18 protein-coding genes are annotated in these 22,560 nt (G+C 44.5%); 10 read left to right on the top strand and 8 right to left on the bottom strand.

All coding sequences use genetic code 11. The features are described from left to right. The first annotated feature begins 258 nt into the window (after window positions 1–258). Window positions 259–1,602, top strand: coding sequence for a sigma-54-dependent transcriptional regulator (locus ACGE0T_RS19980; RefSeq protein WP_459188326.1), 1,344 nt, complete (start codon window positions 259–261; stop codon window positions 1,600–1,602). A gap of 6 nt (window positions 1,603–1,608) precedes the next feature. After that, window positions 1,609–2,670, top strand: a complete 1,062-nt coding sequence (locus ACGE0T_RS19975) for a sensor histidine kinase (protein ID WP_459188325.1) — start codon at window positions 1,609–1,611, stop codon at window positions 2,668–2,670. Here ACGE0T_RS19975 and ACGE0T_RS19970 read toward each other — a convergent pair. The 5 genes from ACGE0T_RS19970 to ACGE0T_RS19950 all read right to left on the bottom strand — a co-directional run bounded on the left by ACGE0T_RS19970 (window position 2,636) and on the right by ACGE0T_RS19950 (window position 8,546). Next, window positions 2,636–3,400 carry a CPBP family intramembrane glutamic endopeptidase gene (locus ACGE0T_RS19970; protein ID WP_459188324.1) on the bottom strand — a complete coding sequence of 255 codons (765 nt, stop codon included), beginning with the start codon at window positions 3,398–3,400 and terminating at the stop codon, window positions 2,636–2,638. The genes ACGE0T_RS19975 and ACGE0T_RS19970 overlap by 35 nt on opposite strands. A 139-nt stretch (window positions 3,401–3,539) precedes the next feature. Beyond that, entirely contained in the window at window positions 3,540–4,430 is an 891-nt protein-coding gene (locus ACGE0T_RS19965; RefSeq protein WP_459188323.1) for a LytR/AlgR family response regulator transcription factor, read from the bottom strand. Window positions 4,431–4,433: 3 nt separating this feature from the next. Then, the gene (locus ACGE0T_RS19960) at window positions 4,434–5,324 is read right to left on the bottom strand and encodes a DUF3108 domain-containing protein (protein ID WP_459188322.1); all 891 of its coding nucleotides are present in this window, start codon (window positions 5,322–5,324) and stop codon (window positions 4,434–4,436) included. Further along, the gene (locus tag ACGE0T_RS19955) at window positions 5,263–7,179 is read right to left on the bottom strand and encodes an Ig-like domain-containing domain (RefSeq protein WP_459188321.1); all 1,917 of its coding nucleotides are present in this window, start codon (window positions 7,177–7,179) and stop codon (window positions 5,263–5,265) included. The genes ACGE0T_RS19960 and ACGE0T_RS19955 overlap by 62 nt, the downstream gene beginning before the upstream one ends. Before the next feature lie 83 nt (window positions 7,180–7,262). Beyond that, on the bottom strand, window positions 7,263–8,546 hold the full coding sequence (locus ACGE0T_RS19950; protein ID WP_459188320.1) for a DUF2851 family protein: 1,284 nt from the start codon (window positions 8,544–8,546) through the stop codon (window positions 7,263–7,265). A 91-nt stretch (window positions 8,547–8,637) separates the two neighbouring features. Between ACGE0T_RS19950 and dapB the strand changes: the two genes are divergently transcribed. The 4 genes from dapB to ACGE0T_RS19930 are packed head-to-tail and all read left to right on the top strand — an operon-like array spanning window position 8,638 to window position 12,266. Then, on the top strand, window positions 8,638–9,354 hold the full coding sequence (gene dapB, locus ACGE0T_RS19945; protein WP_459188319.1) for a 4-hydroxy-tetrahydrodipicolinate reductase: 717 nt from the start codon (window positions 8,638–8,640) through the stop codon (window positions 9,352–9,354). 15 nt (window positions 9,355–9,369) lie between these two features. Further along, the gene (gene lepB / locus ACGE0T_RS19940; RefSeq protein ID WP_459188318.1) at window positions 9,370–10,767 is read left to right on the top strand and encodes a signal peptidase I; all 1,398 of its coding nucleotides are present in this window, start codon (window positions 9,370–9,372) and stop codon (window positions 10,765–10,767) included. Between the two features lie 16 nt (window positions 10,768–10,783). Then, window positions 10,784–11,638 carry a signal peptidase I gene (lepB, locus tag ACGE0T_RS19935; protein WP_459188317.1) on the top strand — a complete coding sequence of 285 codons (855 nt, stop codon included), beginning with the start codon at window positions 10,784–10,786 and terminating at the stop codon, window positions 11,636–11,638. Window position 11,639: 1 nt separating this feature from the next. After that, on the top strand, window positions 11,640–12,266 hold the full coding sequence (locus ACGE0T_RS19930) for a WbqC family protein (RefSeq protein ID WP_459188316.1): 627 nt from the start codon (window positions 11,640–11,642) through the stop codon (window positions 12,264–12,266). Window positions 12,267–12,270: 4 nt separating this feature from the next. On the opposite strand, the gene phnW is transcribed toward ACGE0T_RS19930, so the two are convergent. The 3 genes from phnW to ACGE0T_RS19915 form a co-directional block, all read right to left on the bottom strand. Next, window positions 12,271–13,359, bottom strand: a complete 1,089-nt coding sequence (phnW, locus tag ACGE0T_RS19925) for a 2-aminoethylphosphonate--pyruvate transaminase (RefSeq protein WP_459188315.1) — start codon at window positions 13,357–13,359, stop codon at window positions 12,271–12,273. 113 nt (window positions 13,360–13,472) lie between these two features. After that, on the bottom strand, window positions 13,473–14,255 hold the full coding sequence (gene phnX, locus ACGE0T_RS19920) for a phosphonoacetaldehyde hydrolase (RefSeq protein WP_459188314.1): 783 nt from the start codon (window positions 14,253–14,255) through the stop codon (window positions 13,473–13,475). A gap of 40 nt (window positions 14,256–14,295) precedes the next feature. Next, window positions 14,296–15,636 carry a DUF5690 family protein gene (locus ACGE0T_RS19915; protein ID WP_459188313.1) on the bottom strand — a complete coding sequence of 447 codons (1,341 nt, stop codon included), beginning with the start codon at window positions 15,634–15,636 and terminating at the stop codon, window positions 14,296–14,298. Window positions 15,637–15,831: 195 nt separating this feature from the next. Between ACGE0T_RS19915 and ACGE0T_RS19910 the strand changes: the two genes are divergently transcribed. The 4 genes from ACGE0T_RS19910 to ACGE0T_RS19895 all read left to right on the top strand — a co-directional run bounded on the left by ACGE0T_RS19910 (window position 15,832) and on the right by ACGE0T_RS19895 (window position 22,558). Beyond that, window positions 15,832–16,716 (top strand): hypothetical protein, encoded by an 885-nt coding sequence (locus tag ACGE0T_RS19910; RefSeq protein ID WP_459188312.1) that lies wholly within the window; start codon window positions 15,832–15,834, stop codon window positions 16,714–16,716. Between the two features lie 138 nt (window positions 16,717–16,854). After that, entirely contained in the window at window positions 16,855–18,450 is a 1,596-nt protein-coding gene (locus ACGE0T_RS19905; RefSeq protein WP_459188311.1) for an alkaline phosphatase family protein, read from the top strand. Window positions 18,451–18,564: 114 nt separating this feature from the next. After that, window positions 18,565–21,375, top strand: a complete 2,811-nt coding sequence (locus ACGE0T_RS19900; protein WP_459188310.1) for a GH92 family glycosyl hydrolase — start codon at window positions 18,565–18,567, stop codon at window positions 21,373–21,375. A gap of 58 nt (window positions 21,376–21,433) precedes the next feature. Then, on the top strand, window positions 21,434–22,558 hold the full coding sequence (locus ACGE0T_RS19895; protein WP_459190523.1) for an alkaline phosphatase: 1,125 nt from the start codon (window positions 21,434–21,436) through the stop codon (window positions 22,556–22,558). Window positions 22,559–22,560: the final 2 nt, after the last annotated feature.

Genomic DNA, 22,560 nt, shown 5'->3' with positions numbered 1-22,560 from the left:
CTGTAAAATATTTTGACGGTAAAACGTCAAGTTTTTTTACACTGACACTCTCCTTCATTATTTTTTTCACTCTTCCTATATTAAGTTCCCCTTTTCATAAAGAAACCCCTGTTTAGCAGCTTAAACAACTACCGGATTTAAGTCTAATAAAAATGGTAAAAGACCCGGGGTATAATTTATAAATGTAAAGTGTCAAATATTTTGACGCTCTCTTGCAAGCTATTAGGAAAGCCGATACCTTTACAAAAAAATGATTGTATGCAAGCCGGAACTGTCCTCATAGTAGATGATAATAAAAGTGTATTGACCTCACTCGAACTTCTTCTGGAAGATATCTTTGAGCAGGTGGAAACCGCATCCAATCCTAATCATATCCTCTCCGTACTGGACACGCAGGTTGTGAACCTCGTTATCCTCGATATGAACTTTTCCGCAGGAGTGAATACAGGCAATGAAGGCTTATTCTGGTTACGGAGAATACAAGAAATCACTCCCGGACTTCCGGTTATTATGCTGACTGCTTATGGGGATGTGGAGCTTGCCGTCAAGGCATTAAAAAGCGGAGCGGTAGATTTCGTACTGAAACCCTGGGATAATGATACGCTACTGGAAAAAATACAGGCCGCTTTACAAGCAGTAGCATCCGATACAACCGGACATAAAAAGAAGACCGATACCCGTACTTCCGAACCGGCAATGATTATCGGGCATTCGCCTGTAATGATGAAACTGATAAAAGTCGTTACCAAAGTAGCTAAAACCGATGCCAATGTACTGATTACCGGAGAAAACGGAACAGGCAAAGAGATGCTGGCACGGGAAATTCACCGCTTATCTCTTCGCAGCCGTAACAAGATGGTAAATGTAGACATGGGAGCCGTTAGCGAATCCCTTTTTGAAAGTGAACTGTTCGGACACGAGCGGGGAGCTTTTACCGACGCTTACGAAAGCCGCCCCGGCAAATTTGAGGCTGCCAATGGGGGAACTCTTTTTCTGGATGAAATAGGAAACCTGCCACTGGCTCTACAGGCAAAACTACTTGCCGCCCTGCAAAACCGCGAAATTACCCGTCTCGGCAGTAACCGGAAAATACCCATAGATATCCGGTTGATAGCAGCTACCAACCGCAATCTTCCGGAAATGATTACCCAATCCCTTTTTCGGGAAGACCTTTATTATCGTATAAATACCATACATATCGAAATTCCGCCTTTACGAAAACGACGGGAAGACATTCTACTTTTCACCGACTATTTTATGAAGAAATATACGGACCAATACAAACGTCCGGGATTGGCACTCCATCCACAGGCTGCCGGGAAACTACAAAACTATGATTGGCCCGGAAATATCCGTGAGCTGCAACATACCATAGAAAAGGCGGTTATCCTCTCTGAAAAGAATATCATCCGTGCCGCCGACCTATTTATCCGTCCCGGTAAAACTACAGCATTCAACGAAAATGCCAATCTGGAAAATATAGAGCGGCAGGCTATCGAGGCTGCCATTACACAAAATGACGGAAATCTTACAGCCGCGGCAGAACAATTAGGGGTCAGCCGCCAGACTTTATATAATAAGTTGAAACGTTTCAACATGTAAGGACATATGCTATTCAGTACACGGTTATATATACGGATATTCATACAGGTAGCGATTATCATTATTGTTGCCGGACTGGGTATTGCCGGAATCATAACCGGACGGGCGATTATCCTGGGATGTATTGCCATATTAATAGCACTCTGGTTAATCGGTGCATTGGTCGCTTACCTGAACGCATCCAACCGGCGGATACAATTATTCTTGGATGCCATCCAGGACAATGAATCCATGCTTTATTTTCCTGAAGATACGGGAAGCGAAGAACAACGCCGCTTGCATATAGCATTCAACCGCATCCATAAATTGATGAAGGAAAACAAACGGAAAGAGTTCGACCGCGAACTCTACCGGAAAGAATATGAGGCATATGATAAACTCATGCATGTCCTGACACATGAAATCATGAACTCGATAGCCCCTATCGTTTCTCTTTCAGGCACTCTGCTATCCTACTTTCAATCGAAAGATACTTCAAAAGAGGCTAAAGAGATTACCGAAGCAACCGTTCGTAAAACGATTCGTGGGCTGGACACCATCAAAAACCAAGGACAGAGCCTGATACATTTCACGGATTCTTACCGCCGCTTGTCAGGATTACAACCTCCCGTCCCTAAAAAATTCTCGCTGACCCGCTTGCTGCAAAATATACAGCTATTGCATACCCCGGATATGCAACAACAGCATATTTCTTTCGGATTGGAACTATACGAGCCTGAAATCGAAATAACAGCAGATGAAAAACTTCTTTCTCAAACCTTGATAAACCTGTTGAAAAATGCCATGCAAGCACTGGAAGGGCAGGAAGACAAACAAATAAACATCCGTGTGAACCGGAATAAACAACTGCTAATAATAGAAGTGACAGACAACGGGCCAGGCATCCCTACCGAAATGCAAGAAGATATATTCGTTCCCTTCTTCACTACCAAATCCTCCGGGACAGGAATCGGCCTCAGCCTGTCGCGCCAGATTATCCAGATGCATGGGGGTAACCTGTCCGTCCAGTCCATTCCCTATACAGAGACTTGTTTCAGGATTGTTTTACCCACAAAGTCTTACCCGTAACCTGCCATCCAAAGTGATTTTTCTTTTTATAAATAACTGTCAACATTATAGCCACAACAATCGTCAATATCCGAATCAGGTTACCCCCAATATCTCCGGCTGCTCCAGGGCTCACCTTAAACAAAATCCAGGACATATTCATCAGCGTATGCATACCTATGCTACACCATAAATTATAATTCCATTCCACATAAAGCCAGGCAAAAAACACACCCCCTAAAGCCGTTATTCCAAATGCTGCCAGAGAAGAAAGTAAATCATGCCCCTGATAGATATGCAACAAACCGAAAGGCAAAGCCGATATCAATACTGCCGATATGAATCCCCATTTTGCATAACGGAAAAGTTGTCCGAAAACAAATCCCCTGTAAATCAGTTCTTCAAAGAAACTGGCTATAAAAATAGAATAGCATAAATTATCAATCGATATGTCTTTATAAAAAGAACCCAGTAGAGCAAATCCTATAAACATAGGAAGTGTTGCACACAAAGACATACCCCACCCCGTCAATATCCTTTTTGACAAACCTAAACTATACAGTATATCCCTTTTGTGGTGAATCATAAAGAGTGCAATCAAAGGAAGGATGCCACATAAACTATAAGATACCAGATAATACAGGGATGTGGAATCAGGCAACCAGCCACTTACCAAATGTATCAACAGGCCTTTTCGCCAACAAACAAAAAACAAAGCGAATGCAATTAATAGAATAATAGACTTTTTCATAACATGGATACTGTTTCATTTTTCCGGCAAAATAAACAGGGAATCACAGGATTTACAAGCAACCGGGACAGACTGCTCTATTTAGTGACCAAACACAAATCCATGCATTCTATCCCGCATTTCAGGGATAAATAACACATCAGCCTTTATTTAAAACAGTATTCAAATCTTTTATATAAGTGCGGGAAACCGGAACTTCCAGCTCCGTTCCATGAAGAGACAAACGGTATCCTTGTGCATTTCCGTTTACATTCACAATCTTGTCCGTATTGACTATATATGCACGATGACAACGGATAAAGTATCCGTAAGTATCCAATACTTCTTCAACCTGTTTGATTGTCGAACGGAATAATTTATGTTTTACAGTTCCTTCCTCCTGATAATAAACAGAAACATAATTACCTGACGATTCCAGAAAAAGTACCTCCCTCGGATTTACAGCAACCTCTTCTCTGGTATTTCCGCTTAAAGTTATTTTTTCCGTAGTTTTTATTTGTGTCCCGATACGTTCGGAGAGAAGTTTATTTAATTGTCCGGCAGCTTCAAGATTGTGTTTTAACGTTCTGTTCTTTGCCATAAAAATACCGAAGCACATCGGAATAAGCGCTATAGTAACGGCCGCTACCATATCAATGAAAAAAATACGGAAAAACATCGCATTCCCATATTCATCCGGAGCATGCCCAACAAGAAAAAAATAATCATAAACAAAGGTGCATAATCCACCACTGAGTAGAAACAATGTATAGTTGAGGATACTTTTCCCTACCGTCCAGGACTCCGGAGCATAGTACTTAGTGAATAAGCGGGGTAAAAGGATAAATACACCTATTGCATTCCCTATAGCAATCAAGACAAAAGCCAGTAGTACCCATAATTGAGGAATAGTATTCAGCCTGTATTGGAAAGGTTCAAATACAGCTAATATCAAAGCGACAAGAACTCCATACAAAGCAACCGTAAACCAAGGCCTGTCGTCTATTATAGCCGGTTGTCCTAAGTAGCCGGATAGTTTCCCCTCTTTCATACGCTAATACTCCCGCATGGGAACAACAATACGTGAGTTCAAAGGATAACGAAGCCCTTTGGATTCCCGGTAGTAAACCTCTGCCGCTCCCAGCTTCAGTTTGGCACGGATACGGACAGGGATACGGTTCTCATCGTCTCCAATCCATATTTCGGCAGCGGCTTTACTTTGGGTAAAAGCCTCATCAAAAATATCTATGTAAAAATGACGGGTCTTATATTTCACATTTCCCCTTTCCACAACCTGTTGTCCGGTATACCTGTAACTGATATTTACCAAATCTCTTCCCAATGCAACGATAAAAGGAAATTCGTCCCCATTCTTTATCGTATCCCAGTTCAGAGAACGGAGATACATGGTTGCAGCCAACATGTCAAACATATATTTTCCGGAAGTGTACAAGGTGGTATCGATTTTTATTTCTTCCAGATTATACCGCCGGGAATGAGCAAAAATGCTGTCTTCTTTATAAGAAAAATGCAGGTCGTCCACCAGATAATAATGTCCTTCATCCGAACGTTTTTCGGATTTAAGCAACAACATCTCCTTTGAAAAGTAACAGTTCATCGTATCCCGCATCGGAAAGACTTTTTCAAACAGACCGACTGTATTGAAAAGCAACCGGTAATGGTAAACCGGATTTTCTTTATACGTAGCCTTATCTACAGACAGTTTGGCAAGTCCGGCACGAGGCATCAAAAGCCCCCATTTAAAATACAAATCATACTGGACTTCTTCTCCCACGCCAAACCGCTCTTCAGCAGGAATTGTTTGCGCATCAACAATTCCCGAAAAAAGTAATAGAAGTAATACCCCATATATCCTCAAATACTTAGAACGGCAAACCGGTAGATCCCGTCGTATTTTGAGTTTTAGTTTGCTGTTGTCCTTCATCTTTGTAGTTTCTCTTCTTTTTGGTTATTTCCTTGGGCTTATTCTTGGTGATTTCAAGCGCCTTCTGCTGGTAAACAGGGGTTGCATAGACATCCCAGGTCTCTTCCACATCCCAGTTCTGCATCACCTCATATCGCTTAGGCGAATAAAATACCTCTTCCGGCTGTAGTTTCGACTCATAATTACCGGTATCCCATTTCCCATTGTTATTTGTATCTATCACAATACGGGCATAATACTTATCCGGTTTCAAGTCCATGAAAAGCACACCGCCATCTTTTACCTTTGCTTTCCTTATAGGGGCATCGCTCATATTCAACAATTCGACAAATGCTGCCGTATCAACCCCCACTATATTAATATACAGATGTCCGTAATCCTCCTTAGTCTTCAGTTTAAACTCGCCCGAATACTTATCGTTCCATTTACCATAAATACTGGTTATGGCTGTCGAGTCAACTTGCAGGCGATATTGCTCCGCATACTTCCACGGACGCAGGATATAATACTTCAACAGGTTCGTGGAATCCTGGAAAAAGTCAAAATCCACATCCGTCCAGGTCGAATCAACCATCTGATTGACCTTAAATAAGTCTTTGTTGAGATTCACTACCGGCTCTGTGAAAACTACAGACACCGTATCCGTCATATCCATTGCTCCCGGAGCATTCACCTGCATACCCAGGAAAACAGTAGGTTCCGGTTCATCATCTTTCTTCTTTTTCTTCTTTGCTACCGGACGTTTGCGCATAAACAACTCGAGCGTATCGGTCTGGGGACGTAAAATATTCAGGGAGTCGCTCTTAGGATAAGTAATCTCCAACTGTAACGTATCTTTTTTCCATACGGTCGAGTCTGTCAGCCAGAAAGTAAGTTCTTTTCCTTCATCCATTTTTTGGGCAAGGAACCAACTACTGTCCGCCGGAGTAAAATTCAGAGGGACAATAGCAGGCAATGTATCCATCCTGCCATTAAAACGTAAAGTAAATATCTTTTCATCGGGACGTTCCGGTCTTGTCATATACTGACGGGCAAAGTCTTCTTTGAACAGACGCAGAACCACATCATCCGGAAAATAGCGGGTATATTCAACCGTTCGGATTGTATCTACCGTCAGACTGTCTTTCCAGGTCGTGTCCTGGCGGGTTGTCAGTTCACTGGTCGGTATAATTAAAGAATCGATAAATGCAATGTCCTCTCCCGGCTGGTCGAATTTATAATCACGGTTCACATCATTCAGAGCATAAATACGATACGTTCCCGGTTTGATATTACGGATTGTGAACCGTCCTTTATCATTCGTACGGGAAGTCCGGTCGAACGGAAGTTTCACAAAAGCGGAATCTTCAAGATTACTATGCAAACCTATTGTAATGCCCGGCATCGGTTCCAGGTTTTCGGCATTCAGCACAATACCTGCCACTTCAAGCGTATCGATTATCCCACCGGTAGAAAATGCAAAAGTGAAATTCTCAAAGATATTATTTTCGTGCGTGTCCGAAATCGAATTTGTAAAGTCCAGCGTATACGTAGTACTGTCCCGCAATGTATCCTTCAATTCCACCACCACTTTGCGTCCGGCTGTTCGGATAACCGGAAGTTCCCTCTGAGGGGGAGTGATAATCACATTTTCCGAAGGCTTATCGAGCTGGATTAATTCATCAAAAAGGATTTCAATATTTTTTCCTTTAAAATTAGTCTCGTTGGGTACGGGTTTACTGCTTACAAATTTAGGAGGGTTTTCATCATAAGGACCTCCGTTAGGGGTTCCTATATTGGCACAGGAATAGATAACAACAAGTAAAAGTATTCCGTAGATAATGCGGAGCGAATTACGTATATATGTATTCTTCATTCTTCTTAATTTAATAAGTTTGGCAAAAATAGGGAAAAATCCGGTGACTTTGAGGGGTATAGTATGTATTTAATCTATATATGCTAATATTTACAACCATTCATATCCCCTTTTAATATCCTGAAACCGATTCTGCAGTACATACACTTTTTCTTCTCGCAATATTCCCGTTTTAACTGGATAAGTGCCTGGCTGTCGCCTGCATGGCAAACGGTTATGCCTGCATTCCGAAATATGGATACAATCGAGTTATTTTCAGGCGGAAGAGCTTCCAGTATACGGATGGCACGTTCGCAATACTCGGGGCGTTTACACCGGTTCCCATAAGCAAACAGCATCGGGACTACCGTATTGATAAGAAGGATATTCAGGGAGTTTTCCCCCACCGGTTTTTCTTTTGAAGGAGACACATGATAGAAATGGTAATGCGTCTTCCAATAATCGGAAGGATGTACACGAAAGCATTTCTTGATATCACCGATACATCCGGCTTCAAGAATACAGGAGAAAAGCGTATCGTGTTGTATCCAGATAGCAGCAAGCTGGGCAAGTTTCAGATAAGGGAAATTCACCGGACGGATACGAAGGTTCTTAAAGACAGAACTATCCAATGGTGACAGATTGAATTTGTGTCTCAGAAAACCATATTCCTGTTGCAAAAAACGGGAATAATAATCAGGCAGCTCACCTTCCAGCATTCCCGCCTGTCCAAACAACATGGCTTCAATCTGGGAAGCACTTCCCCGTTGTTTCTGTATACAACGCAAAGGCAGGCTTTTCGCCAGGCGTTCAAAGGCATCATTATTCACTCCAAACCCAAAATTACGGGTTAAAGTGATATAGAATACTTCATTCCAGTCACTGTTATACCGCTCCAATAAGGCAAATATATCGAGCGTTTTGCGTTCCATCCGCTCACTGACAAGAAAGGCCAGCCAGGAAGACAGATGAAGCGGGTCAACAGAATGGATTGCATCCGCACAAGGAACAGGCTTCTCCCTGAAAAGCAACCAATCTATATTCCGGGAAACAGCCTCCGGAACCGTCAGTATTACCTGGGGTATCTGTTCGCCGGTAGTCCGGTTGATATTCATATCGTTTACCCCGACAACATGCAGGACAACAGCATCATACGCCTTATCCTCATCGTGATGATGGAGCAGCCAGTCCGAGGCTTTGTCGTGAATCTCCACACCGCCCGCCCAAAGGGTATCTCCTACCTTGACTTTCGCATTGAAAAAGTCAGGACCCGCATCTGTATTCTGTATTCCGGTATCAATCACTCGGACAGGACGTCCGTCTGTGGTAATCAGTTGAGTAGCTTCGAATAGTTTGTATTTCCAAACATAATGTAATAAACGTTCCATACTTTTCCATGAGTTAAGATTTATGAGCCAAATCTAATCATTATTCTTTATATTTGCATTCTATTCTAATAATGAAACGAGAAAAAGAAAGATGAAAATTGCACTTATAGGTTATGGAAAGATGGGAAAGACCATCGAACAAATTGCTGTTAGCAGAGGTCATGAAATTGTATCGATCGTAGATATAAACAATCCTGAAGAAATCCATTCGGATAATTTTAAAAGCGCAGATGTTGCCATCGAATTCACCATTCCGGCTTCGGCATTTAATAATTATATGAATTGCTTTGCTGCCGGAGTTCCTGTCGTATCAGGTACAACCGGTTGGCTGGACCGTATCGATGAAATCAAAGAAAAATGCGAAAAAGAAGGTAAAACCTTTTTCTATGCCTCCAATTTCAGCATCGGGGTAAACATATTTTTCGCCCTCAACAAATATCTGGCAAAGATTATGAATAATTTCCCGGCTTATGATGTAAAGATGACGGAAACCCATCATATCCACAAACTGGATGCACCCAGCGGCACAGCTATCACGCTGGCAGAAGGAATCATCGAAAACATGGACCGGAAAGACCGCTGGACACTGGAAACCGCAGAACAGCCCACCGACTTGCCTATCCACGCCATCCGTGAAGGAGAGGTTCCGGGTATCCATGAAATCACTTACGAATCGGATGTCGATTATATAACTATCAAGCATGATGCAAAAAGCCGTGCCGGTTTTGCTTTAGGAGCTGTAGTAGCTGCTGAGTTTACAGCGGGTAAGAAAGGGTTCCTCGGCATGGAAGATATGCTTAAATTCTAAAATCCAATATAATACATGAAGAAGTTTTCCAAAAAACAATGGATTAAATTCAGTATTGCCGCTATCCTGTATGCCCTGTTTGTGCTGTGGATGCGGAATGCCTGGTTATTGCTCGGATTAATCGTAATTATAGATATTTTCCTTACGCAATACATCCCCTGGGGAGCATGGAAACGCTCAAAGAATCCGAAAGTACGGAATATCTTGGAATGGGTGGACGACATCGTCTTTGCATTGATAGCCGTTTATTTCATTAATATTTTCATCTTCCAGAATTACCAGATACCCAGTTCTTCGCTGGAAAAATCACTACTGGTAGGCGATTATCTGTTTGTCAGCAAGCTGAGCTACGGTCCCCGTGTTCCGAATACTCCAGTGGCTTTCCCTTTGGTACAGAACACTTTGCCCTTCTTCAACAGCAAATCCTATCTGGACTGGCCGTTATGGGACTACAAACGGGTTAAAGGTTTCGGTGATGTAAAGCGGAACGACATCGTGGTATTCAACTTCCCAGCAGGGGATACGGTCGCATTAAAAGTTCAGAATCCGGATTACTACAATCTGGTTGAACAATACGGACGCGAAAATGTCCTGACCGATAAGGCGACATTCGGAGAGGTTATCTATCGTCCGGTAGATAAACGCGAAAACTACGTGAAACGCTGTATCGGTATGCCCGGTGACACGATTGAAGTACGCAACAACCAAGTATATATCGACGGAGTAGCTGCAAAAAATCCGGAAGACATGCAGTTCAATTATTTCGTTGAAACAGACGGTTCCGCCATAAGCGAAGAGCAATTCCGCCTGCTGGACATAAGCAAGGACGACCGGATACTGATTTCTAACGGTACATCCAACAAAGAAACACTGTCTCTATTGGGTTTCACACCGAACGAAAGCGGACAATACAACCCGGTCTATCATTTCCCGCTCACGCAAAAAGCGGTTGAAATCGCAAAGAAACTGCCGATTATAACAAAAATAATCATCGAACCGGACTCATGGGCCGGCTCAACTTACCCGTTGGGATATAATACGGGATGGAGCCGCGACAACTACGGACCGCTTTGGATTCCGAAGAAAGGAGCGACTATTCCGCTGAACGAACGCAACCTGGCATTATATGAACGTTGCATCAGAAATTATGAGAATAATCAACTGGAAGTAAAAGACGGACAGGTTTTCATCAACGGCAAGCCTGAAACTTCGTATACATTCAAATACGATTATTACTGGATGATGGGCGACAACCGCCATAACAGTGCAGACAGCCGTTCCTGGGGATTTGTTCCGGAAGACCACATTGTAGGCAAGCCTATTATGATTTGGTTATCACTGGACAAAGACCGCAGCCTGTTTGACGGCGGTATCCGCTGGAACCGTATGTTCCGCTGGGTACACGCTGATTAAGTGCGATAAATAACGTATGAAACAATCCCTTGCATCATTCCTTAAATGGTTGGCAACAATTACAGTTGCCATAGGGGTTGTTATGTGCATACGTTATTTCCTTATCGAATCGTACCGGGTATCTACGGATGCCATGGAAGAAGCATTACATAAGGGAGATTATATCCTGGTAAACAAACTGCAGGAACGGGAAAATCCCGGAAGGAACCGCGTGGTACTTTTCACCAGCCCGCTTCGGAAAGACACTTTATCCGCTCCCCTGTTTCTTGCCCGGTGTATCGGAATGCCCGGCGATACGATTGAAATCAGCAACGAAGGCTACAAAATAAACGGAGTACAACTTCCCCCTTCCCCCCGCGCATTAAGCACCTATTTCGTTGCACAAAACGGAGTCACCGATTTTCTGAATGCCGCAAAAAAACTAAACATCCCCATACGGGACCGGGTTATCGAACCTTACGGCTTCACGCTATCACTTACTACATTTGAAGAATATCAAATCAGGGAAGAACTGGACGAGGATGCCAACGGACGCTTTTTACGAAGCAAAACAAGCACTTACACGCTGGTCGTTCCCCGTAAAGACAGAGCTTACCGCCTGAACGAGACAACGTTGAATGCCTGTAAAGAAGCTATTCTGAAAGAAGCCGGGAACCGAGCGGTTATCCGCGATGGGAAACTGTATCTGGATGGAAAGGAAACCCTCTTCTTTTTCTTTAAACAAGATTATTACTGGATGCTGGCAGACAATACGAACGAGTCGGTAGACTCCCGCCACCTGGGATTCGTCCCTTCCAGCCATATCATAGGCAACGCGTGGTTCTGCTGGTACAGCGCAGACAAACAACACTTTTTTAAACCAGTCAAATAATATGCAATCCGTATATCTTTCCACAGCTTATCTGGGACCTGTCCAGCAATACTGCAAACTCTGCCAATATCCGGTAATTCATATCGAAACAGCGGAGAATTACCTGAAACAAACCTATCGCAACCGCTGTATCATTGCCGCGGCAAACGGTCCGCTGGCACTTTCCGTCCCCATTGTCAAGCCGGACACCCTCAAATGCCAGACGAAAGATATCCGCATCTCCGACCACGGGAACTGGCGCCACCTGCATTGGAACGCATTGGTTTCCGCTTACAACCTCAGTCCGTTTTTTGAATATTACGAAGAAGATTTCGCTCCGTTTTATGAGAAAAAATATGAGTTCCTGTTCGACTATAATGAAGAATTGCGCAATCTTATCTGCCGGTTGCTGGATATCAATCCACACATTCTTTATACGGACGAATATCAGCCGGAAGTTTCCAACGATTTTCGTGAAACCATACGTCCCAAACATGAAGGGGAAGATCCCGCATTCCGCCCCAAACCCTATTACCAGGTATTCAAGGAAAAATTCGGGTTCCTCCCCAATCTGAGTATCGTCGATTTATTATTCAATATGGGCCCGGAAGGACTGATTATCCTCCGGGATTCTATCGTCAACAAATAAATTATCAGGCTATTACCTCTTTGATTGCCAACAGCAAGGCTTCCATATCTTCTGGATAAACATCCCCGATATTTCCGATACGGAATGTATCGGCATCCGATATTTTACCCGGATAAATAACGAACCCTTTTGCTTTCAGCTTTTCATAGAAAGACACAAAAGAGAAATCGGCCGAAGGATAATAGAAAGAAGTAATAATCGGTCCTTGTGAAGCATCCGGCAACAACGTCTTATAGCCTAATGCACGCATACCGTCAACCAGTGTACGATGGTTCTTTTTATACCGTTCATAGCGTGCGGCAATACCGCCTTCTTCATTTAATTCCTGCATTGCCTGCCAGAAAGCATGGACAACATGTGTAGGAGAAGTGAAACGCCATTTTCCTCCTCCTTTTTCCATGGTTTCCCACTGAGCATACATATCCAGAGACAAAGAGCGGGCATTCCCTTTCGTTGCCGCCAGTTTATCCTTACGGGCGATTACGAAACCAAAACCGGGGACTCCCTGAATACATTTATTGGCACTGCTAACCAGGAAATCTATTCCTGTTTTCTGCATATCGATAGGTACTCCGCCAAAACTGCTCATCGCATCCACTATAAATGTAATGTTACGGTTACGTATCACCTCACCCACTTCTTCTATCGGATTCAGCAATCCGGTTGTCGTTTCGCTGTGTACCATGGAAAGATGAGTGATACCCGGGTTTTCTTCCAATGCCTTACGTGCTACCTCTCCGGTAATCAGTTCCGTTTCATGAAGAGATACCAACACATGGTCGATATGGTAATAGCGGGCAATCTCAGCCATACGTTCACCATAAGCTCCATTTGCCAGGATAAGCAATTTATCATTCGGACCTACAGCCGCACCGATTGTAGCTTCTACACAATATGTTCCGCTTCCCTGCAAAAGCACATTTGTATATTCATTCCCATCCACCCCGGCAATAGCCAACAAGCCCTTACGGATAGGGGTTACGATTCCTTCATTATAATCTTTATCCCATGTACACCAGTCCTGCAACATCGCTTCACGGACTGTTTCGGATGTACTTAAAGGACCGGGAGTAAGCAACAAATAATTTCTCATTTTATGTATCTATTTTTATTATGACTATTCTGATTCATACTTATGATTTTCCTAATTCATAGTTATGAATCGGAAAAACCATAACTATGAATTAAAAAGGTACAATCGAAGCTTCAACGATTAATTTTCTCAATACAGGCAGGCAGTTCCGTAATATTATCCAATACAAAATGTGCCCCGGCATCCAACATACGTTGGCGTACCTCTTTCTTCAACGGGATTAACTCTTCTGCTGAACGATGCTTGTATTCATCCTCACTCAGCCCCATTTCATTACTTCCGGTAATAAGACCGATACTCCACACCTTCGCATTCACGCCTTCCTTGATATCGGCTATCGTGTCACCGACTTTCACCACATTATCCACAGAAGGAACAGCAAGGTCTATCATGTTTTGGTAAATCATATAAGGAGCAGGACGCCCGGCCGGAACATCATCCGGAGTAACCAGGTTATCCACAACATATCCTTTTGCAGCTGCACCGGGGCGGACAACATCCATCATAGCCTGTGTATAGCCTGTAGTTGAACCGATCTTTATTCCCTGTTCACGCAGTAATTTCATAGTCTCCAGCACACCGGGAATCGGAGTAGTAAAATTGCTCAGTGAAGCAAACAGGTGCTTCTCGAAACTCTTGTACATCTCATTCACATCGTCCATATTCCAAGCGCGGTTATAACGAGCCTGAAACTTTGCATTCACTTCCGGCATACTGAGAATCGCCTTGATATGGTCTATCTTCAGCAAACCCATCGGCTCGCGTGCCTGCCGATAAGTAATATCAATGCCTTTCTCTTCGGAAAACACTTTCAGGAACGCATTCAAAGGGGCGAAGCAACCGAAATCGACAGCCGTTCCCGCCCAGTCCATAATCACACATGAAATCTTTTTCATAAATAAACAGATGATATATTCTTAATTATTATTTCTCTATTCAAGCCATTGTAACGGCATTCTGCGGAGTCGATTGGAAGGCAGTCTTGTCTTTCACCGGCGCCCCGTTTTCCCGACGATAGCGCTGATGCAAATATACGAAGGAACAGATGAATGTGATGCAGCAAAAGATACCGACATAACCGGCAAGCTGGTTATAAAATACAGCCCAGTCGATAGCCGGATGTAAAAACTCTTTCAGTGCAAGAACCAGAACCGTTCCGGTATACCCCAGAAAGTCTGTCGTTACGATGAAGAACCCTACATTTCCCCGTATCCGGAAGCAAGCGATAAAACGGTCAAAGAAAATTGTCTGGAAGGTCAAATAAGCAATATACAGACATAAACTCTGGATAAACAACCAGACCACAGGAGATAACTGAAACTGTTCCTGACCGAAAGAAACCACCGACATCACAATCATTCCTGCAATAATCAAACCGAAAAGTATGGAAAGTGCTTTCAGGTTATCTTTCACCAATACCATCAAGCCGAAGATTACGAGGATAATCAAAGTCACAATGCCATCTATACGGGCAAACATCCAAGGAGAGTAATCGGATACATCAATGATATTCACCAAAAAATCTTCTTTTATATCACGCAGGATAACAATCGCTATATTGGCTACAAACAACAGGGTTAGGAAGGGCATATAACTTTTGAAAAGCTCCCAGCGTTGTTTGCCATTTAGCGTCTCACGCTCCGACTTCATTTCTATATCCTCGACTGTCGGTTCCGGTAAACGATTCAGTATATATCCCAGCAAAGCCAGAAGCGGAAGTGCCACGGCTCCGATTAATGCGGGCATCCAAAACTCGTTTACATGCAACGTATTCATTACATAAAGCCCCAACGATTTTGCCGTACCGGAACTGATCACCATACTCACACCTAACAAACTGGCTAAAATATCCGTCATCCGCCGTCCTTCAATAAAACTGAAAATAACTCCCCACATACATCCCAGCGAAAGACCGTTCAGGAACATGGCTGCTATATTATAAGGAGCGGACAGCAAACCGAAAAATACCAATGAAAGTTCCGCCATCACAATCGACATCAGGATAAACTTCAAACGTTCTTCCCGCTTCAGTTCGGATATCAGTTTAATCCCCATAAACTTAGAAATTACGTATCCTAATATCTGGGAAATGGTAACTACTACTTTATAATCCATATTAAACAACTCCAAATCCTCAAATGCAGCAGCCGTATAAGGTTTGCGCAGTGCATACACCAAAGAATAAGATAACAGGGCTGCACCACCTGCCCAAAGGATAAAAAGCAGATCGGAAAACCGTTTCCGGGATGGACTCATTGTTTGTTGTTTACTTTTCATATTGCTGTTATTTTCGTTTCCGACAGCAAAAGTAGAGGTGCGATATTACAACAATATTACTGAATACATGAATATTCATGATTTATACCACATTATAAATCAATAATTTATAAAGAAATATTTATGTAACATTCATGTAGTGCGAATGCAATATCACCGTATTTATTTTGCAATACAATCAAGTAAATTACAGAAATGACAAACAACTTACTGGAACTTTTCAACCGTATCGAATACCTGCGTAAAAACGGGGTGAAAATGAAAGAAATAGCAAACTGTGCAGGCATGGCCCCAAGCATATTATCCTCATTGTATACCACCGTCCTTCCGGCTTATTTCGAAGAGATTAAAAGAAAACCCCAAGAGGATGCTTTAGATAATGCTCTAACCTTAGTAAATAACCTGTCCAAACGCAGGCTGCTCAACAGCCTCCCCGAATTATTAGTACGTTTGAATGAAATAGAAATTACACCGGAACAGAATCCGGCAAACAGTAATCCTTTTATCGAACACCTTCAGGAAGAAATGATGCTCTCGCCCCAAAAAGCCGGAAACCTTTGTGGCATATACACCAGCTACAGCCTCTCCTCCTCTTCCGATTGCCTGAAAATGGAACCGTTTATCATTACAGCTCCCGAATGCCAGGGATACATTAAAATCGGACGCCTCAACGCTTATGGAGAAGCACAATGGGGAATGGGTGTGATTGGCGACCCCCAGAATTTTTATTGTATGTTCAGCGAAAATCCCACCCCACAATTTACCCTGGTAACAATTTATCTGCAAATCCCTTTCTTCCATAGCCCGAAACAATTACGCGGTTTATATATCGGCCTGGATTATAACCGTAATCCGGTAGCACGCCGGATTCTACTTATCAAATCATCAGACAGCACCGATATGGATGTTTTTACGTCCATGCCCGCCGGCTTAATCCGAAAAGAAGATTTTAGCCCCGAGCAACAGGCATACTATGACTATACTTGCCAGACTGGCGATTATATCAAAATGTGCACAGTCCCTTCCCTGCAAATGAACGAAACAGACCTGATAAAAGAAAAGAAGATGCTGGAACTATAATCCTGTCATTTTCTATTGTAATGGTGATAGTTTGGCAACAAATTCTTACTTTCGCAAAGTGGAGATAAATCCGGCCTGTGCCAAAAGGTTGCGGATAATAGTGGGAATCTTTCGATATATCTTAATTATTTATATACCATGAAGTTAATAAACGCTTTTTCTTTTCTGGTTTGTTTGCTGATGCTATCCTGTAGCAATCCTCAAAACAAAACCCCGCGAGCCAAACATGTAATCCTGTTAGGCTTCGATGCAATGAGTGCCCGTGGCGTACAGCGCGCACAGACCCCGAACTTCAATGAAATGATAGAAAACGGAGCTGTTTCCATCAAGGCCCGTTGCCTGCGTCCTACCTCAAGCAGCCAGAACTGGATGTCGATGGTTAGCGGTGCCAATATCGAGATGCATGGAGTAACGGAAAACGATTGGGAACCGGATAATAAAACCATCGAACCGGCTGTAAAGAATAAAAAAGGGCTTTTCCCTACCATCTTCGATGATATCAAACAGCAGCGGCCCGATGCCAAAGTTTATATGTTCTACGAATGGACAGGACAAGACAGAATGTATGATACCAGTGTGGCAGACAAAGCGGTAACCGGCTTGGACTACGACCAGACTTTACAACAGGCTTTCGATGCTTTTCTACAGGACAAACCAGAATTCCTGTTCGTGTCGATTAACCAGACAGACCATATGGGACATGAAACCGGACACGAATCCCGCGAATACCTGGAAACAATCACCCATTTTGATGCAATGGTCGGCGACTTTGTAAAACGGATTAAGGAAGCCGGTCTACTGGATGAAACCGTTATTATCGTAACAGCCGACCACGGCGGACTGGGTAAATCTCACGGAGGGGATTCTGAAGCCGAACTGGAAATACCGATTATCATGTACGGCGGACAAGTGACAAAAGGCAAAGTAATGGAACGCACCAATTTCATTTGCGACATTGCCGCTACGGTCGGCGGTCTGTTAGGCGTACAGTTGCCACAGGAATGCGTCGGGAAATTCATTTCGGAAGCCTTTGAGCCTAAAACAGACAAAATCTACGTGCCGATGCCGTTTATCTATCCGTCCGAAGGCTTCTTCAAAGAAAACACGGAAGTGACGATAACAGGAGATGTGGTAGGAGCCGAAATCTATTATACATTGGACGGAAGCATCCCTACCAACCAGTCCACAAAATATGAAGGGCCGTTTACTCTGGATAAACCCGCTATCATACAGGCAATCGTTTACCGCAACGGCCAGCCGGGCAAGATAGGAAATGCCATGATTCGCGTGTTGCCGGAAAACGAAACGCCTAAGGTAGCCTACAAATATTATGAAAACATGATGAAAAAGAGCCTGCCCGACTTCAATGCTTTAGGCAGACCCACCCGCGAAGGCTATGTATACGAACTTTCACTCGACGAATTGGATGTAGAGGAGAAAGACCATTTCGCCGTCCTGTTCACAACAAAACTAACTATCACGGAAGCCAGCAAATACACATTCGGTATCATTTCCGACGACGGAGCCAAACTCTATATCGACGGTAAGGAAGTAATAGACAACGACGGTTCACATTCTGCCGACATGAAATACGGCAACATTAATCTGGAAAAAGGAACACACGATGTAAAAGTCGAATACTTCGACGATTATATGGGACAAAAACTGGAGGTATATTATAAAACGGACCATATGCCTTTGCAGATACTCCCGTTCGTCAAGTTTATCAAATAAACGGCTTTCAAAAGTATTTCCGGAAAATACATAAAAAGTTCTCCCACTAAGTGGTTTCTCCCTTTCAATTGTATAAAAGTAAAGGGAGAAACCACTAAAAAATCTGCATTCAAAATGATAAAAAAGGCATTTATACTTTGGAGTGTTGCATTACTTTCGGCTTGCAGCACGGCTCCAAAATCTCCGGTTGATTTAGTCGACCCCTTTATCGGTACAGGGTTTCACGGACATACGTATCCGGGGGCAACAGTACCTTTCGGTGGAGTACAATTAAGTCCCGACACACGCCGGGGAAACTGGGATGCCTGCTCCGGCTATCACTACACCGATTCTACAATGATGGGATTCTCACATACGCATCTGAGCGGAACCGGTTGCATCGATTTGGGAGATATTCTGTTTCGCCCGTTTTCCACCTTGGAAACCGGATTCTCGCACGAGGATGAAACCGCCTCACCGGGATACTACTCAGTCCTGCTGAAAAACGCCGGGGTAAAAGCCGAACTGACAGCCACCACCCACACCGGTATTCACAGATATACTTGGTCGCCCGGTACAGAACCGGTTCTGGAGATAGACCTTTCCCACCTGTTGGACAACGAGTCTATCAATAAATATGAACTAAAGCAAACCGGGCCGGATGAAATAACCGGTATGCGCAGTACGGACGGATGGGTCATGGACCAGACCGTCTATTTTGTCGCCCGGTTCTCATCGCCTATAAAAAACACGAAAATTAAGCACTACCCGGCAATGACCCTCTATTTCGATATGCCCGAGGGAACCCCTTTGGTTGTAAAAGCGGGGCTTTCCATCAATAACGAAGAGAGCGCACGCCGGAACCTCATTGCCGAAACCGCCGACTCGTTCGACTTCGACCATTTCAAAGACAACGCCCGCTCCGACTGGGAAAAACATCTCGACCGCATCCGGATAGAAGGCGGAACGAAAGCCGAACGGATTAACTTCTATACGGCCCTTTATCACAGCCAGGTTGTTCCCAACACAATCAGTGACGCAGATACGACATCCCGTCTCTTCTCCACCTTTTCAACCTGGGATACTTTCCGAGCATGGCATCCGATGATGACCTTGCTGGATACCGCACTGGTTAATGAGATGGTAAACTCGCTGCTATACCTGTACGACATACACGGTGAACTGCCCCTATGGCCCTTATCCACCGGAGAAACCGGCACGATGATAGGCTACCATGCCACCTCCATCATTGCAGACGCCTATCTGAAAGGAATCCGCGGGTTCGATGCGGAAAAGGCTTTTGAAGCGATGAAAATATCGGCAGCAAAGAATAAAAAAGGAGCCGCCGAATACATCGCACAAGGTTTTATCCCAGCCAACCAAAAGAAAGAGTCCGTATCCTGCCTGCTCGAATTTGCTTACGACGACTGGTGCATCGCACAAATGGCAAAAGCCATGAACAAAACGGCGGACTACGAAACCTTTATCCAGCGTTCTCAGAACTTTATAAACGTATTCGACGGCACTACCGGCTTTTTCCGCGGGAAACGTCAGGACGGAAACTGGGAAGCCCCCTTCAATCCGTTTGCCATCGGACGCTCCTACACGGAAGCTACAGCCTGGCAATACCGTTTCTTCGTTCCGCATGACATATACGGACTGGAACAGTTAATGGGAGGACGCGACCGTTTTATCGCCAATCTGGACAGCCTGTTTACCGTAACATCGGAGGTTGAAGGCGAACTGTCCGATGTAACCGGACTAATCGGCCAGTATGCACATGGAAACGAACCGAGCCACCATATGGCATACCTTTACAGCTATGTGGGCGAGCCTTGGAAAACGCAATACTGGACACGCCGCCTGCTGGACGAGATGTACCAGCCCACCCCTGAAGGAATCATCGGAAACGAAGACTGCGGACAGATGTCGGCATGGTATATCCTGAGCAGTCTGGGCTTCTACCCGGTTTGCCCGGGAAGCAACCAGTTTGTACTGACAGCTCCTCTGTTTGAGAAAGCGACCATGCAATTGGCTAATGGCAAAACTTTGGAGATTACCGCCAATAACCCGGCAAAGAACAAATACATTACAAAGGTTTCCCTGAATAAGCAGGAAATTCCGGAATGCTTCATTACCTACGACCAGTTGATGGAAGGCGGAACGCTTGCCTTCACCCTGTCCGCCGAGCCGGATACGATATGGGGTACCGGAAAAGAAGCCGCCCCCTATTCCTATACAACAACTCCGGTCGTTTCCGTGCCCAGCATTGCGGCAGACCTGTACCTGTTTGAAGGCAAAGCAACCGTTGCATTAGTATGTGCAACCCCGGAAGCCATCATCCACTACACACTGGACGGCACAGAGCCTTCCGAGGATTCCCCCGTATATACTTCACCGGTTACATTGATAGAATCTGCCGCGGTAAAAGCAAAAGCCTATAAGAAAGGCTACACACCCAGCCGTACCTATGTCATTCAGGCAACCAAAGCAAAACTGCGCCCGGGAAAAGCAGTCGCACCTCATGCCAGCGGGGTTGCCTACCAATATTTTGAAGGCTACTTCCAGCTTACTGCCGACCTGAAACAGGCTAAAATAGCAGAACAGGGCATCATGCCCGAACCGTCTATTACCGAAGCCAAACAGGCGGACCATTTCGGGTATATCTTCACCGGTTATCTGCTGGTACCGGAAAACGGAGTCTATGAGTTCTTCACCCGTTCGGACGACGGCAGTGTCTTATTCATAGACGGCGAAGAAGTGGTAAACAACGATACCTCCCATGCGGCAATTGTTTCCTCCGGACGCATCCCGCTACAAAAAGGCTATCATGCTTTCCGCCTCGAATATTTTGAAGATTACGAAGGCGAACACCTGAGTTGGGGCTGGAAGAAACCGGGAGACACGGAGTTCGTCCCTATCCCCCGGGAAAACCTGTTTCATTAAAAGGCCTATTCATAAATCTAATCCGATATAAACAGACATGAAAAGAAATCTTATTGCAATGACCTGCGTCGTACTGCTTTTACTATCTGCTACGACTCCTGATGCCCAGGCACAAAGCCGCCGGGACAAAGAACAGACCTATGTACTGGAAACGCCCTATCAGGTAGATAAAATCGTTCCGCCGGCAGGCTCGAAAATCAAGAATGTAATCCTGATGATCGGAGACGGTATGAGCCTGATGCATATGTATTCGGCATGGACGGCAAACCGCGGACACCTCTGGCTGGACAATAGCCAAAGCACCGGTTTGTCCAAAACCTATTGCGCCAATAAACTGATTACGGATTCCGGCGCCGGAGGAACGGCACTGGCTACCGGATACAAGACAAACTACCACATGGTGGGTGTAGACCCGGATGGCAAACCGCTGGAGTCGCTCACGACATTGGCAAACAAGAAAAAATTATCCAGCGGCATAGCCGTCACCTGTCGCCTGTGGGACGCAACACCCGCCGATTTCTGCTGCCATAATACAGACCGGGATGCGGAAGCCGAGATTGTAGCGGATTATGTAAACTGCGGTGTAGACTATGTATTCGGAGGAGGTTCCAAACTGTTCGAGAACCGTGCCGACGGACGCGACCTGTTCAAAGAACTGCGGGATAAAGGCTACCAGACACCGCGTAGCTGGAAAGAACTGGCTAAAATCAAAAAAGGGAAAGTATTCTGCATAACAGACTCCATCGACACCCCGGTTCCTGCCGAACGTGGCGACCTGCTGGCACGCGCCTCCATGAAAGCCATCAACTTGCTGGACCAGAATAAGAACGGCTTCTTCCTGATGATAGAAGGCTCGCAGTTGGACGACTACGGGCACTTCAACGACCTGGACCTACTGATGCAGGAAACCCACGACTTTGACCGCACTGTCGGCAAAGTATTTGAATGGGCGGCAAAAGACGGGGAAACCCTGGTGATTGTCACCGCCGACCATGAAACAGGAGGCCTCACGCTGGTAGACGGGGACTTGCAAGAAGGACGTATCGTCTGCAAATTCTCGACCGGTGGACATAGCGGGGTAATGGTTCCCGTTTATGCATTCGGTCCCGGACACGAGAACTTCACCGGTATCTTCGAAAACACGGATATCTTCTGGAAGATTAAGAAATTACTGAATTTATAATG

Source organism: Parabacteroides sp. APC149_11_2_Y6 (genome assembly GCF_054506995.1).
This window is presented reverse-complemented; position numbering and strand designations above follow the sequence as displayed.